We start from the raw sequence: 14,756 nt of genomic DNA on the forward strand, positions 1-14,756 counted from the left end.
TGAAAAATGGCGAAACATATTCTGATGATCAATTTTCCTGCAGAAGGACACGTAAACCCGACATTGGGTATGACAAAGGCCTTCAGCGAACGGGGCGATCACGTTCATTATATCTCAACGGAAAAATACAAAAGCAGACTGGAAGGAGTAGGGGCGAAAGTTCATCTTCACAGCGATCTGCTCAGAATGACACCCATTGATCCCGGCAGTCCGTCCGGCATACTTGCATTTTTAAAGGTTCATATCAAAACGTCACTGGAGATTTTACATATTGTGCAGCGGCTGGCAGAGGACATTCAATTCGACGCCGTCTATTATGATAAATTCGGTGCGGGAGAGCTGGTGCGGGATTATCTCAACATTCCCGGCATCTCTTCTTCAGCGTCCTTCCTGTTCAATGAAGACCGTCTGAAAATACTGCCGCTCCACCCGGAATCGGCCGTGCCGTTTCAGCCGGACAGGGAATGTGAAGAGCTGTTGGCCGAGATGAAAGACAAATACGGTGTCGCCCCTGACAGCATGGTTCAATTTATGAACAACACAGGTGAATTGAACGTCGTCTATACAAGCAGATATTTTCAGCCCGAAAGTGAGACATTCGGAGATGAGTATTTATTTATCGGTCCGAGTTTTCCGAAGAGAAAAGGGCGCGTCGACTTCCCGATTGACGCATTAAAGAATGAAAAAGTCATTTATATCTCAATGGGAACGGTGCTCGGGGACACGGAAGCGTTTTTCAATCTGTGCATAGACGCGTTCTCAGATTTTGAAGGAAAAGTAGTCATTGCCGCCGGGGAAAAAGCCGATCTGTCAAAAATCAAACAGGCGCCGGAAAACTTTATCATCGCACCGTACGTGCCGCAGCTTGAAGTGCTGGAGCAGGCCGACGTGTTTGTCACGCATGGCGGAATGAACAGTGTAAATGAAGGCATTCATTATCAAGTGCCGCTGGTCGTCATCCCGCACGATAAAGACCAGCCGATGGTTGCGCGCCGCCTGACTGAATTGGATGCAGGCTATACCGTGCAAAAAGATGAAGTAAGCGCTGAAAAGGTAAAGCTTGCCGCGGAAGAAGTGCTGCATAACGGAAAATACAAACAAGGCATTCAAGCCATTAATGAAAGCTTTAAAGAATGTACGAACATGAAGGATGTTCTCGCCCGGATCGACCGGTTTATTGAACAAAAACATGCTCAATAATACATGGAAAAAGCCTGTTTCCTCTGCCAAAGGGAAACAGGCTTTTTATAATGGCTTTTAGATGATGTGATGTTCTTCATTTGCAAGTTTCACAAGAGTCAGAAGAGATTCTGCCTCACGTGCGTCGAGTGTTTTTGCCAGACGGTTTTTTTCAAAGATCTGCTGGCCGAAGACATTCACAGACGCCTGGTCAACCGCCGTGTGCCAGTCCTTTTGTGAATGATTCTCAGAAAAAGAGAAAACGAACACGGCAAAGACCGCTATAAGCATCGCCATGACCCAAAATTTTTGCCGATTTCCTGCTGCTGACATAGGCCGCCTCCTAAACATTTTACTGGTATTAGATCATATATGAGCTGTTTTTAACAGAGTAAAGAAGTCATTATTTCATGTAGTCCAAATGAAACGGAGCACAGCCGAAAGCCCGCCGGTCAGGCCGATGAGCCAATTCATATTTTGTTCATATTTTATTAAAAGTTTATCCAAGCCTGTCCTTTACAGTAGATCTAACCACAAAATGCTGCTGAAAGGAGCCTTTAAAAAATGCATATTCATATGATCAACAAAAACCAGTTTGAGAGTGACTTGGAGGCGGCCGGCTTCAGCCGTCAGGCAGATGATATTATCGGCAAAATGAAAGAGTACGTAACGGAATACGCGGCTTCATCCGAACGGTTCCTGATTGAAATTCAAACCGTCATGAACGAATACAAAGCCGTCGTCTGCGCGATGTTTTCGACCATGGAAATTGCCGGTGCAAATAAAGACGAGAAGCATGTTGAATTTGAAGCCTGCACAGTATTGTGTGAATAAAAGACATTCATCAAACCTCCGCGGCTGCCTGAAGCGGCAGTATACTGACTGGTGTTTCGAGAAGGGAAAATATTGAAACTTCTATAGCGGCCGTTCGTATAAAAGAGTAAATCAGCTTGTATATGGAGGTTCGTGAAATGAACGATAAGAAAAAACAAGCTTTTGAACAGCTTTTCAGCACTTTAGACGAAAGAGATGAAATAAACGGCGCTGTATTGGCAGCGGAAAACGGCCGCATCTTATATCAGGGTTCATTCGGCGCTGCGGAACTGAAAACAAAGAGGATGCTGAATGACCAATCGGTCTTTGAATTGGCCTCAGTATCGAAGCCGTTTACAGCTTTAGGCGTTATCATTTTAGAGCAGCAAGGGAAGCTGCGTTATGACGATATGATAGAGCGGTGGCTTCCTGATTTTCCTTATCCGGGCATTACCATTCGGCATTTACTCCATCATACGTCAGGCTTGCCGGACTATATGGAGTTATTTTTAACACATTGGGACCGGGACAGAATTGCCGTTAATCAAGATGTGATCGATATGCTTAAGCAGCATAAACCGGATGCTTATTTCCCGCCGGGCAAGGAGTGGCTTTACAGTAATACGGGGTATGCGGTGTTAGCGGTTATTATAGAAATTGTATCGGGCATGAGTTTTGCTGAATTTATGAAACAAGCCGTATTTCATCCGCTTCGTATGCACGATACGCGGATTTATAACAGAAGGCTGAGTAAAGAAAACATTCCGAACTATGCATATGGCTATGTGTATGATGTTCATTCCAGAGAATATGTGCTGCCGGATGAACTTGAGGAAACCGATTATGTCGTCTTTCTTGACGGGATTCAAGGTGACGGAACCGTTAACTCCACTATTAGAGATTTATATCTGTTTGATCAGGCTCTTTATACGGAAGAAATCATCGGCAAAGAGTCTAAAGATCAAGCGTTTACGCCGGGCTATTGGAATGAAGAAGAGCAATTCGGATACGGATTTGGCTGGATGATTCAAAACAGCCGCCAAAAAGGGAAGGTTATCAGTCACGACGGAGGCTGGCCGGGCTATTCAACTCTGATGATCCGGTATATTGACCAGAACAAAACACTGATTTATCTCAGCAATATGGAACAATCGTATCAATTTGAACAAGCTGTGATTGCCGCGGCCGTAAACATCTTATTTGATCAGCCATACGTGATTCCGAAACGTCCGGCGGATCAGAAAAAAGCAGATATCGATCCTGCGATTTACAGCAGATTTACCGGCAATTACTCATTTCAGGATGACACACATGCATCGGTGACGGTAAAAGAAAACCGATTGTATCTTACAATAGACGGGCAGACACCATTCGAATTATTCCCAATGACGGAAACCCGTTATTTTGTCAGGGCGCTGCCGCTTGAAATTGAATTTGCAGGTGATAAAGCACAAACAGCCCCGCATTTCGTTTTATATCAGGACGGCACAGAAGAAACGGCTTTGCGGATAGACTGAGTGACATGCAAAACAAAACCGCCGTCCTGAGAAGACGGCGGTAATAGAAAAGTCAAACCCCTTTGATGACGCGAAATTTTCTTTTCGGCTCTGACATAAATATAGAAGAAAAAATCATAGCTCCGACCATTGTGATGTATTCCATATAAAGCGAAACTTCTGCCAAAACCAACCCCGCAATCATTAAAACAGCGCCCAATACCACCGCAAAAACCTTCGTTTTCATGATGAGTTCCCCCTATTATCTGATAATTGAATTATACTGCATCTCCATTAATGTGTACATTTTGTGAACAATTTCACCTGATAAAAGGCAATAAAGAGAGAGTTGAAGAATTAGGAGAAATGACAGGCCATCTTTTTGTTTTACCGAAGAAACGAAAGGGAAAATGAAAAATCAAAAAGGCAAAGGAGTTCTTGAAATGAAAGCGAGACTATTTTTATTCAGCATGTTTCTCCTGATCCCCGTTCTGGCGCTTGCCGGATGCAACAGCCAATCTTCAGGAGGAAGCGAAAAAGCGAAAGACAAAGAAACGCACTCTCACGAAGACATGAATCACTCAGGTTCATCCGAGGTGCCGAAAGGTTTAAAGAAGGCCGAAAATCCGACTTATAAAGTCGGCAGTGACGTCATGATTTTAGCTTCTCATATGAAAGGCATGAAAAATGCGCAAGGAACCGTAAAAGGTGCTTATGATACAACGGTTTACAGTGTATCTTACACTCCGGAAACGGGAGGAAAGCGCGTCGAAGATCACAAATGGGTCATTCAGGAAGAGCTGAAGGGCGCCGGTGATCAAACGTTAAAACCGGGTGACAAGGCCGTGATCGAGGCATCCCATATGAAAGGCATGAAGGGTGCCGAAGCCGTTATTGATTCAGCCAAAAAGACAACCGTTTATATGGTCGACTATACACCGACTGACGGCGGCCAAAAAGTAACCAATCATAAATGGGTGACAGAAGACGAGCTTGCTGCCGCAAAATAAAAAGACCGCCAAAGCCGAAGGAACTCCTTTGGCTTTTTTGCGGTCTCACATTTATGCGGATTTTCTTTTCAAGGCAGGTCTCGTTAAAGAGAATACAGCTAAAGCGACAGCGATAATGACAATCAAACCGCCGCACCAGGCTGTTGCTGTGACAGAACCGGTTTGTCCGATCACGCCGCCGCCGATGGCTGACCCGAGCGCGATGCCGATCTGCAAAGCGGACGTGTTGAAGCTTTGCTGAATATCGGAAGACTCAGGCGCAATTTTGATTAAATAGCTTTGCTGCGCCGGCGCAAGGCTCCAGCTGAGCAATCCCCAGATCACCATCGCAGGCAGGAAAATGATTAAAGAAACCGTTGTCAGCGGAAGAATAAACAGGATCAGAGCGAAAGAAACGGTCACAAGCATGATGCTTTTAAATGCTCCTAAACGGTCATACAGCCAGCCTCCGAACGGGCCGCCGCATACCGCTGACAGACCGAACAAAAAGTAGCATACACTGACCCAAACGGAACTCAAATGAAGCGTTCTTTCCAAAAAAGGCGCAAAGTAGGCATAGAGTGTGTAATGCCCCGCCAATGTAAACAAGGTGACAAGATGTGCGCTGGCAATTTTGGCGGTCCCGATCGTCTTGATCTGCTCACGAAACGGAATCATTTTTTCAGCAGGTATTTTTTCGAAAAAGACGCTGATAATCAGCATGGAAATGAGAGATAATACACCGATTCCCAAGAACAGAACACGCCATCCGAAGGCATTGCTGATGATAATGCCGACAGGCACGCCTAAAGCGATTGCGGAGCTGAACCCCATGAAAATGATGCCGATCGCCCGCGCTCTGAATTCAGGCGCCACGATTTTAGGAGCAATCGTTAAAGAAAGGACGACAATCAGCCCTGTGCTCATGGAAGCGAGCACCCGTGACACCATAAGAACGGCGAAATTGGGACTGAAATAAGCGACCAGATTACTTAGGAAGAAAATAAACAGTGCGATTAAATAAAGCCGCTTTCGTTCAGCCTTTGCCGTCACTGCCAAAAGCAGCGGGCCGGATACCGCATAACCGAGCGCAAACACGCTGATCAGCTGCCCCGCGCTGACGATGGATATATCTAAGTCGGAAGCGATTTGCGGAAGAATACCGCCCACAATTAATTCAACCAAACCGACTGCGATGGTAGATGCTGCAAGCAGAAATACTTTGAAATTCATGTACAGATACTCCTTTTTTTATTTTTTAGAAAATAAAAAATCCTGATTACAAAAAGTGTACGGGACAATTTTTGTAATCAGGATTTTACGGTTCCTGGTAGACACCCTCAAACCATATCATTGAGGTTATACAATGTATGCAATATTCGGCTGTGTCCGTTTCTGCAAAAAATTCTACCATAATAGTGAGGGAGATTCCATAGAAAATTCGAGGAAATCCTTTCAATTTCAATATCGGCGGCTGTAACGTCATTGATGAAGCAGGGAAAAAAATTTATGATAACCGTAAGGAGTCTATACAGATCAAACATTATACAGCCGGAGGAAACCGATGAATAAGTACGAAAAAATCGCCAACGAAATGAGAAAGAGGATTAAAAGCAGTGTATATGACATAGATCAGCCGATCCCGGATGAAAAGACGCTCGCTGCGGAGTTCGGGTGCAGCCGGATGACGATGAAGCGGGCGCTTGATACACTTGCGGCTGAAGGGATGCTTTTCAGAAAAAGAGGGCACGGCACGTTTATCATTCAATCAGCCATGCAGGATGAGCACGTTCACGTAGTCAGCAACGAAATTCTCGGCTTGAGCAATTTGTTAAAAGGCAAAGATATCAAGAGCAAGGTCATCCGGTTTGAAGTGCAGTTTCCGTCTCAAGATGTCGCCGCACATTTGGCCATCGATGAAAAGACTCCCGTCTATTATGTAGTGAGGCTCAGAATCGTTGAAGGCGAACCGTACGTTCTTGAAAAAACGTACATGCCGGCGAGCCTTATACCCGGCATTAATGACGAGGTGCTCAACCATTCCATCTACGATCATATTACGCGGGAACTCCAGCTCAAAATCGCAGGCTCACACAGAAAAATCAGAGCGTGCAAGTCGGATGATATGGATCAGCAATATCTCGGCTGCCGGCCGGATGACCCGATACTTGAAGTCGAGCATGTAGGCTTTTTGGACAACGGCACTCCCTTTGAATATTCATTTTCCCGCCACCGTCATGACAAGTTTGTCGTGACCTCAGTCAATATAAAACGTTCATAAAGCGCCGAAGAGTGAGAGAAAAACTCACTCTTTTTTTTGTTGCCGCTGATTTACATCTTCGCTTCTTTTATGTTATATTACCCAATGATAGAATCATCCTACAAATTTCAGAGGTGTTTTGATGGAGATATCCAAAACAAGCAGACTGTCGCTCGTAGAACAAGTGGTGGCGCAAATTGAATCGTTAATTCAATCGGATAAATGGCCGGTCGGGACGCGCATTCCCCCTGAGCTGGATTTAATGAAGCAATTTGATGTGAGCCGAAACACATTGCGTGAGGCCATTCGGGCGCTCGTACATGCCGGCCTGCTTCAGACAAGGCAGGGAAGCGGTACGTATGTCAGCTCATCCAGTGTTCTCGGCGCGGCATTTTACCGCCATATTAAAAAATCAAATTTGCTTGAAACATTAGAAGTCAGGTACGCACTCGAAAGAGAAGCTGCACGATTGGCGGCGGAAAGGCGTAATGACGAAGACCTGAAAGCACTGAAGGCATGCTTGGATGAATGTGAAGCGGCCTTGCAAAATGAAGATCGAAAACGGTATGCCGAAGCCGACATTAAGCTGCACAAAACCATTGTACAGGCGGCCCATAACAACATGCTTTCTGATCTATACGAGCATATGACGGAGGCGCTTTGTGCGTCAGTCCATAACCTGTTGGAAATCACCCCTGCTATCCGGATCCACACCCAGCTTGCCGCCGCGATTATCGGACAGAAACCGGATCAGGCCATGGAGGCCGTCAACCAATACATCAGAGTATTTAAAGATACAATACACATGGAGGATGAACATGAAAATTAAAGACGAACATCAAATTCTGCAAGCAAGTCAGCGTAAAAAACTGATATTGCTGGTCATCGGAGTCATATTGATAGGGGCCAACCTCAGAGCGCCTCTGACATCGGTCGGGCCGCTCGTTTCCTCAATTCGGGACAGCCTCGGCATGACCAATGCGGCTGCCGGCACCATTACGACAGTGCCGCTTTTGGCCTTTGCATGTCTGTCACCGTTTGTACCTTTATTGTCCCGGCGCTTCGGGACCGAGATTGTCTTACTGTCATCATTAATTGTCCTGACAGCCGGAACTCTGCTGCGCTCCATCGCCGGAATCGGCACTCTCTTTTTCGGAACGATCCTGTTGGGATTGTCGATCGCCGTATGCAACGTCCTGCTGCCGAGTCTCATTAAACATAAGTTTCCCGGAAATTTAGGCATCATGACCGGCGTCTACTCGGTTTCTATGAATCTGTGCGGCGCGATTGCATCCGGCATCAGCGTGCCGATCGCCTCTTCAGCGGGGTTAGGCTGGAAAGGCGCGCTCGGCTGCTGGGCTATCCTTTCTTTCATTGCGTTCGTCATGTGGATTCCGCAAATGCGAGGACGCGAACTGCCCGTCCGCACGACTGGGACAAACGGAGAGAAGAAAAGCAGTCTGCTGCGGTCTCCGCTGGCTTGGAAGGTGACGATGTTCATGGGGCTGCAATCCCTTATTTTTTACACCGTCATCGCTTGGCTGCCGGAAATTCTTCAGCAGAATGGACTCAGCTCAAGTAAGGCGGGATGGATGCTTTCATTAATGCAATTCTCAGTCCTGCCGATTACTTTTATCGTGCCGATCGCTGCCGCTAAAATGAAAAATCAGCGCGCACTCGCCGGACTGACGGCTTTATTTTTCCTTATCGGCATTGCCGGCGTTCTTTTCGGAAGCCCGGCTCTCACTCCGCTATGGGTCATTTTGATCGGAATTGCGGGAGGCTGTGCGTTCAGCTTGGCGATGATGTTCTTCAGCCTGCGGACCCAGCATGTTCATGAAGCCGCGGCGCTTTCCGGCATGGCCCAGTCATTCGGATACCTGCTTGCCGCGTTCGGCCCGCTCGTATTCGGTTTGCTGCATGACATCACGCGCGGCTGGACGGTTCCGTTATTCATGCTGATCGCAGTCTCCGTTCTGATTTTCATTTTCGGAGTCGGAGCGGGAAAAGCGGAACAGATCAAAACAGCATAAAAAAACAAAGGGCCCGCTTCGGGTCCTTTGTTTTTTATTTAAAAAGCTGTCTCAGGCCGTCACGCTGTCAGTTTTAAGCCGATGACACCGATGAGGATAAGCCCCAGAGACACCAATTGTGACAGATTGAATTTTTCTTTAAACCAAAGTATGCCCACGGCCGAAACGCCGATGCTTCCCATGCCGGTCCAAGCCGCATACGCGACACCTGTGGGAAGAACCTGCATCGCTCCGGAAAGGCAAAAGAATGAAAGCATAAAGCCTGTTACCATGACAATCAGCGGCCACTTTTTTTTAAAACCGTCAATATGTTTCATGGCAACGGCCGCTACAACTTCCTCCGCTCCGGCAATAAATAACAGCAGCCATGCCATTAATGTTCACCCCTTGTTTCAGTTTCTTTCGTAAATACCTTCATTCCTAAAATGCCGGACAACAGCAAAGCCAAAAAGAATATTTGCCCGATTGAAAACGATTCGCCTAAAATGACGCCCGTTACATATGTGCCGACGGTGCCTATTCCGACAAAAACGGTATATGCGGCAGCCATCGGAATTTTTTTATAAGAGCGGATCAGCATCAGAAAGCTGACGGCAATCAGAAGGAAAATACCGATCCAATCAAAGAGCGAATCCGCATGCTTCAGGGCGGACGCCCAAACGACTTCTAACAGTCCGGCTATCAATACAAGCAGCCAATACATGATACAGTCACCTCAGTTATGAATGAATGTCAGTCATTTTTACGGCGATCAAAAATGATCGGTCTCCGCCAATCATTTCTGCAAGCTTCTTTTGAGAAAGCTGAATATTTCTTTTTTATATACTTCGAGATCGACATCCTGTTCACAGCCGATATAAAACCGTTCAGCCGCGTTCTCGACAACGTTGATAATCGTTCTGGCCGTCCATCTGACATGAATGCCGCTGTGGACCTCACCCTGTTCAATGGCCGTATTGATCACGCCTTCCAGCCAGGAATAATAAGGCTGATAAATGGCTTCCCATTTCTCCATTGAATGATCGATGGCAAGACCGGAATAACAGAGAACGATAATATCTTTATGAAGCCGGGTGATGTGAAATGTCTCATCTACCAAAATGTCCAGCAACGTCCAAAAATCTTCAGAACCGTCCGTTTTCCCTTTTATTCTGTCCAGCGTAGTGTCGAGCAGGTTTTCTGCAATCGCGGATATCAGTGCGTTTTTAGAAGAAAAATATAAGTAAAACGTACCTTGGGCCGTGCCGGCTTTTTTGACGATTTCTGAAATGGATGCTTTGTCTAATCCTTTTTCAGAAATGACTTCAATCGCGGCTTGCAGGATTTTTTCGTATTTTCCCGAGCTTTGTTTTGCCAATAGAGGGGTTCCTCCTTTTATGAATGACTGTCATTCATTTTATCGTATGTTCGCTTTTTTGTCATCCCTTAAAATAAAAATACCGGAAAGAAGACCATACTTCTTTCCGGCATTCGTCATTTATCACTGTCGATCATAGCCTTCGGCAGTCCCGTATATTTTGCCCAGTAATAAATACCGAGCGAACCGATGGCGATCAGAATCAGGTCAAGCGGATTGCTGATAATGCCCAATCCGTGGCCGAACGAGCCGAGATAGGAGAAAATCAGCATCATGACATAAAAGCCGACGATCCACCATGCTGATTTCAGCTGCTGCCGTATGCTGACATCATCTTTGGGAGCATATTTACTGAAACAGAGATAGATCAGAAACATGACAATTTGAGAACCGAGAAGCCAGGATACGGTGCGCCATCCGGACCAATATACAATATAAGAGGTAAAAATAAACGACAGCGGTCCGATGATGCTCATCCCTTTTAAATAAAACGGTCTGTTAATATTCTTCGCGTTTACTCTCAGCGCCGCAGAAGAAATCGGCGCAATCGCATAAGACAGAATCAATGCGACGGAGCATACGTTGACAAGAGCGTTCCAAGAAGGGAACGGAAGCGTCCAAAAAACAGCCAGACCGAACGAAAGCCAAAGGGAGGCACGCGGTGTCCCGGTTTCTTTATTGACTTTAGAAAAAATGCTGAATAATGTTCCGTTTCTGGCCCAGGCATAGACGAGACGTGAAGTCGTATTCATAAAGATATTTCCGTTACCGCCCGGTGATAAAATCGCATCTAAAATGACCAATGTCGCCAGCCACCCCAAACCGAGCAAAACGGCGATATCTTTGAACGGAAGGGAGAATTCAGTCCCGATAGCCGGCCATCCGTGCTTCAGGGTATCCGCCGGGATCGCCCCGATAAAAGTGAGCTGCAGCACGGTGTAAATAATAGTAGACACGATAATACAGACAATCAATGCGATCGGAATGTTCCGCTTCGGATTCTGCACTTCACTCGCGACAGCCACAATCGGATGCAGCCCAAGGTATGCAAACATGACGCCGCCTGTGGAAATCGCGGCCTGAATTCCGGTAAAACCAAAAGGCGCGAATCCGTGAACGGTCATATTGCCCGGGTGAAAATGAAAAATCAGTACCACAATTACCGTAATCGGTACGACATATTTAAAAATCGAAATAATGAAGTTTGCTTTCGCAAAGGTTTTGACACTCCAGTAATTGAGGAGGAAGAACAGGCAGAGCAGCGCAAATTGCAATATCCACCCGGCAATTGTCGGAGAATCGGAGCCTTTTACGGTCAAACCGGGAAACCAATACGCCACGTATTGGCGGACTGCCGTGACTTCTATAGAAATAAGACTCGTGTATGCCACAATGGTGACAAAGGAAATTAAATATCCGACCAGGTGCCCGTGTGAATATACGGGATACCGGATAATTCCCCCGGTCCTCGGCAGCGCGGCGCCCAGTTCCGCATAAACCAAGCCGATCAATAAGATGATTCCCCCGCCGATCAGCCAGGAAAAAATGCCTGATGGGCCCGCTTTAGAGGCGACGTTACTGACGGCAAACAGCCATGCCGAACCGAATATGGCTCCCATGCCGATTAAAATAAGATCAAAAAGTGACATAGTTTTCTGGAAGTTTCCTTGCTTAGACATTCGCTGCCTCCTTAGAAAAGACATTGTTCTCTTTACATAATTCCCATTATCATTCAAACATACCCAGCCGGCCGGCTGGAAAATTAGGACAACTTTCGAAACGAAGTATGTACAGCAATGTGCTCACATTATAATAACGGCCGTATGGCAAGATCTCCCGGCTTATATTCCCCGTTTTAAACACATTCAAACCTCATATTCAGAAAAACAAAAAACGCCCGAAACAGGCGTTTTTTGTTACAAGTTCATATCTTTCAGTCCGGGGCTGTGCTCATTCGGAAGCTCGGGAAGTTCCGGCACGGGGAAACCTTTAGGAGGCTCGGACACACTTAATTCGCCGCTGTTTCGGCTCGGCGTCGTTCCCTGCAGAATTTCTCCGATCCGTGTCGGATCCAGTCTGAAATTAAATTGGGTATTATGATAACCCATCTCAACGAATTTTCGGCATTCCGGGTATTTTTCAATATCATAATTCGGCACGGGAAATAATTTGCCCCATTCGACACCCAGTGTTTCCAACGCTTTTGTAAATGCATTTTGATGGGCGTTGTCACGGACGATCAGAAAACCGAGTGTTTCTCTGAACGTCTGATTTGAACTCATTTCATAAATGCGTGTCTTTTGCAGCACGCCGGTTGATTCCAGCACGACATTGTCCAATAAATCGGAAATCAGATTCCCGTGGTTGTATACCCAAGACCCGTTCCATGGATTGCCGCCGGCGTCTACAGGAAGAGAACTTTGCGCCCCGATGATAAAATGGTGCGGATTGGCGTGTTTAACCGCTTCGTCAAGCGGCGCCTGATCTGCTGCCTGATTTCCGGCGCCCTCAGCGCCGCTTTCATCTAGCAGTGCATTGATCGTACTTTGGACGAGTTCAACGTGTGCGATCTCTTCTAAAAATACACCGCGAAGCAGGTCACGGAACTGTTTTTCTTTTCCTCTGAAATTAGAGCTTTGGAAAAAGTATTGCATCATCGTCCGCATTTCTCCGTAGTGCCCGCCTAAAATTTCCTGAAGCACCTTGGCCGCGGCCGGGTCCGGCTTGTCCGGTTTAATGATATTGATCAGCTCTTCTTTGTAATAATACATAAACAGCGCCCCCTGAAAGAAGTTTTCGGTTCTTCTGTTAGTGTCTTTGCAAAGTCAGTTTTTATGTATCGGCATCAAAAAAAGGACGGAAAGCGTGTCCGTCCTTTTGTGTTAAGCCTCAACCGCCCCGCGAAGTTTCGTGTTGACAAGCCCGTTCCATCCTTGATCCATCGTACTGTGAATCTCGGAGCTTTTCCGATTGACTTTATTGATGACGGCTTCCGGCTCTTTCCATCCGCCGTGAATGAGAGTGAATTCCGTATCTCCGCTTTCCGTTTCCTTTAAGACAAAAGAAACGATCCAGCCTTCCGTATCCCACGAAAAAGACAGGCGGTACGGCGCTTCAATATCCAGCAGCTTGCACGGAGACGGACCGAACGGAGATTCCAGCTGAAACTCACTGTCTTCTTGAGGTGTGAAATCATTCGGCATAAACCAGAGAGACAGGCCGTCCGCAGTGGAGACCGTATCCCAGACAACTTGTATCGGCGCCTTGAAAACGGCGGTATGAATAATGTCGGGTAATGGCTGATTGCCGCTGTTGTTGTTTTTGTTATCTTTGTTTTGTTTATCAGACATGATGCGTAACCACTCTTTCGCTGTTTTTACTTTTGATCATACTACACGGGGCAGGACATTTGAAATCAAATCAAACTTATTCTATGCTTTTCCAAAGCCATTCAATTCATTTTAAGGAGACGTAGTGATGACAGATCAATTTAAAGCGTTAGTAGTCGATCAACGTGAAGACCGGTTTTCAGTCAGCGTACGGGAGCTAGCGGTTCAGGACCTTCCCGAGGGTGAAGTGCTGATTAAGGTTTGCTACTCAGGGGTGAATTATAAAGACAGCTTGGCTGCCATTCCTGACGGCAAGATCGTAACGTCGTATCCTTTCGTGCCGGGAATTGATTTAGCGGGAATCGTCGTTTCCTCAGATGACGCCCGTTTCAAAGAGGGGGACAAAGTCATTGCGACAAGCTACGGCATAGGTGTTTCCCGCTTTGGCGGTTATAGCGGGATGGCCCGCATTCCGGCAGATTGGATCGTGCCGCTGCCTGAAGGTCTGACACTTAAAGAAGCCATGACGATCGGAACCGCCGGCTTCACTGCCGCATTGTCCGTCCAGCGTCTTGAAGAAAACCATGCCGCTCCTGAAAAAGGGAAGGTGCTGGTGACGGGAGCGACAGGCGGCGTCGGAAGCTTTGCCGTCTCCATTCTTTCAACCTTAGGTTACGAGGTCGAGGCCAGTACGGGAAAAGAGGAAGAAAGCGGCTATTTGAAGAGCCTCGGAGCGAAGACGGTCATTCACCGTGATGAAGTGTATAACGGCACGTTAAAACCGATGCAAAAACAAAAATGGGCAGCGGCCGTCGATCCGGTCGGAGGTGAGCCGCTTGCTTCAGTTCTCAGCCAGATTCAGTACGGCGGATCAGTTGCTGTGAGCGGACTGACAGCGGGAACGAAACTCCCTGCTACAGTCTTCCCGTTTATATTGCGCGGCGTCAGTCTCTTGGGAATCGATTCCGTATTCTGTCCGATGGAGACAAGAAAGAAAACATGGCAGCGTTTAGCTGATGACTTCAAGCCTGCAGATCTGGAGGCCTTTATTCAAAAGGAAATTACACTTGAAGAGCTGCCGGATACGCTTCCTGCCCTTTTAAAAGGAGAAGCGAGAGGGAGAACGATCGTTACGATAAACGAAGAATAAAACAAAAACCCCCAACTGCTGATTGGGGGTTTTCAATATATAATCAATTATTTATTGAAAAGAGATTAACTATTGAGTATATCGTGAAAATGAGTTGATTAAAAATATAAATTGATTACATATAGGTAATATAAAGGTAAGTTATAAAAT

General features: G+C 46.5%; 17 protein-coding genes and 1 riboswitch. Of the genes, 8 read left to right on the top strand and 9 right to left on the bottom strand.

From position 1 onward, the window contains the following. Positions 1-6: 6 nt before the first annotated feature. The gene (locus U2H13_RS03090) at positions 7-1,200 is read left to right on the top strand and encodes a macrolide family glycosyltransferase (protein ID WP_061890450.1); all 1,194 of its coding nucleotides are present in this window, start codon (positions 7-9) and stop codon (positions 1,198-1,200) included. A 57-nt stretch (positions 1,201-1,257) separates the two neighbouring features. Here the strand turns inward: U2H13_RS03090 and U2H13_RS03095 are convergent, their stop codons facing one another. Then, entirely contained in the window at positions 1,258-1,512 is a 255-nt protein-coding gene (locus tag U2H13_RS03095) for a hypothetical protein (RefSeq protein WP_031378602.1), read from the bottom strand. 231 nt (positions 1,513-1,743) lie between these two features. Between U2H13_RS03095 and U2H13_RS03100 the strand changes: the two genes are divergently transcribed. After that, positions 1,744-2,013: a hypothetical protein gene (locus U2H13_RS03100; protein WP_007409303.1), complete on the top strand. Its 270-nt coding sequence runs from the start codon at positions 1,744-1,746 to the stop codon at positions 2,011-2,013. A 137-nt stretch (positions 2,014-2,150) separates the two neighbouring features. Then, positions 2,151-3,509, top strand: coding sequence for a serine hydrolase (locus U2H13_RS03105; protein WP_103527112.1), 1,359 nt, complete (start codon positions 2,151-2,153; stop codon positions 3,507-3,509). Between the two features lie 52 nt (positions 3,510-3,561). Here the strand turns inward: U2H13_RS03105 and U2H13_RS03110 are convergent, their stop codons facing one another. Next, positions 3,562-3,735 (bottom strand): hypothetical protein, encoded by a 174-nt coding sequence (locus tag U2H13_RS03110; RefSeq protein ID WP_003156030.1) that lies wholly within the window; start codon positions 3,733-3,735, stop codon positions 3,562-3,564. 196 nt (positions 3,736-3,931) lie between these two features. On the opposite strand from U2H13_RS03110, the gene U2H13_RS03115 reads away from it, so the two are divergent. Continuing rightward, a complete protein-coding gene (locus U2H13_RS03115) occupies positions 3,932-4,498 on the top strand; it encodes a YdhK family protein (RefSeq protein ID WP_070082687.1) in 567 nt (188 codons plus the stop codon). 51 nt (positions 4,499-4,549) lie between these two features. Here U2H13_RS03115 and U2H13_RS03120 read toward each other — a convergent pair whose 3' ends face one another. Next, the gene (locus tag U2H13_RS03120; RefSeq protein WP_103527111.1) at positions 4,550-5,710 is read right to left on the bottom strand and encodes an MFS transporter; all 1,161 of its coding nucleotides are present in this window, start codon (positions 5,708-5,710) and stop codon (positions 4,550-4,552) included. Between the two features lie 54 nt (positions 5,711-5,764). After that, positions 5,765-5,864: riboswitch (purine riboswitch) on the bottom strand. Positions 5,865-6,041: 177 nt separating this feature from the next. Here U2H13_RS03120 and U2H13_RS03125 point away from each other — a divergent pair. The 3 genes from U2H13_RS03125 to U2H13_RS03135 all read left to right on the top strand — a co-directional run bounded on the left by U2H13_RS03125 (position 6,042) and on the right by U2H13_RS03135 (position 8,770). Then, positions 6,042-6,758 carry a GntR family transcriptional regulator gene (locus U2H13_RS03125; protein ID WP_014417057.1) on the top strand — a complete coding sequence of 239 codons (717 nt, stop codon included), beginning with the start codon at positions 6,042-6,044 and terminating at the stop codon, positions 6,756-6,758. 121 nt (positions 6,759-6,879) lie between these two features. Beyond that, on the top strand, positions 6,880-7,566 hold the full coding sequence (locus U2H13_RS03130) for a FadR/GntR family transcriptional regulator (RefSeq protein WP_014417058.1): 687 nt from the start codon (positions 6,880-6,882) through the stop codon (positions 7,564-7,566). Then, on the top strand, positions 7,556-8,770 hold the full coding sequence (locus U2H13_RS03135; RefSeq protein ID WP_021495016.1) for an MFS transporter: 1,215 nt from the start codon (positions 7,556-7,558) through the stop codon (positions 8,768-8,770). Before U2H13_RS03130 ends, U2H13_RS03135 begins: the two co-directional genes overlap by 11 nt. Before the next feature lie 59 nt (positions 8,771-8,829). Here U2H13_RS03135 and U2H13_RS03140 read toward each other — a convergent pair whose 3' ends face one another. The 6 genes from U2H13_RS03140 to U2H13_RS03165 all read right to left on the bottom strand — a co-directional run bounded on the left by U2H13_RS03140 (position 8,830) and on the right by U2H13_RS03165 (position 13,477). After that, positions 8,830-9,144: a multidrug efflux SMR transporter gene (locus U2H13_RS03140; RefSeq protein ID WP_003156024.1), complete on the bottom strand. Its 315-nt coding sequence runs from the start codon at positions 9,142-9,144 to the stop codon at positions 8,830-8,832. After that, positions 9,144-9,473 (bottom strand): multidrug efflux SMR transporter, encoded by a 330-nt coding sequence (locus tag U2H13_RS03145; RefSeq protein ID WP_003156023.1) that lies wholly within the window; start codon positions 9,471-9,473, stop codon positions 9,144-9,146. The genes U2H13_RS03140 and U2H13_RS03145 overlap by 1 nt, the downstream gene beginning before the upstream one ends. A 72-nt stretch (positions 9,474-9,545) precedes the next feature. After that, a complete protein-coding gene (locus U2H13_RS03150) occupies positions 9,546-10,127 on the bottom strand; it encodes a TetR family transcriptional regulator (RefSeq protein ID WP_007409294.1) in 582 nt (193 codons plus the stop codon). Between the two features lie 116 nt (positions 10,128-10,243). Then, positions 10,244-11,806 carry an APC family permease gene (locus U2H13_RS03155; protein ID WP_017419163.1) on the bottom strand — a complete coding sequence of 521 codons (1,563 nt, stop codon included), beginning with the start codon at positions 11,804-11,806 and terminating at the stop codon, positions 10,244-10,246. A 237-nt stretch (positions 11,807-12,043) separates the two neighbouring features. Then, positions 12,044-12,898, bottom strand: a complete 855-nt coding sequence (locus U2H13_RS03160) for a manganese catalase family protein (protein WP_215797288.1) — start codon at positions 12,896-12,898, stop codon at positions 12,044-12,046. A gap of 111 nt (positions 12,899-13,009) precedes the next feature. Continuing rightward, positions 13,010-13,477 carry an SRPBCC domain-containing protein gene (locus tag U2H13_RS03165; RefSeq protein WP_017419162.1) on the bottom strand — a complete coding sequence of 156 codons (468 nt, stop codon included), beginning with the start codon at positions 13,475-13,477 and terminating at the stop codon, positions 13,010-13,012. 127 nt (positions 13,478-13,604) lie between these two features. Between U2H13_RS03165 and U2H13_RS03170 the strand changes: the two genes are divergently transcribed. Then, positions 13,605-14,606 carry an acryloyl-CoA reductase gene (locus U2H13_RS03170; RefSeq protein ID WP_025650290.1) on the top strand — a complete coding sequence of 334 codons (1,002 nt, stop codon included), beginning with the start codon at positions 13,605-13,607 and terminating at the stop codon, positions 14,604-14,606. Positions 14,607-14,756 lie beyond the last annotated feature (150 nt).

It is taken from the genome of Bacillus sp. A1, assembly GCF_042296235.1.
GTDB lineage: Bacteria > Bacillota > Bacilli > Bacillales > Bacillaceae > Bacillus > Bacillus velezensis.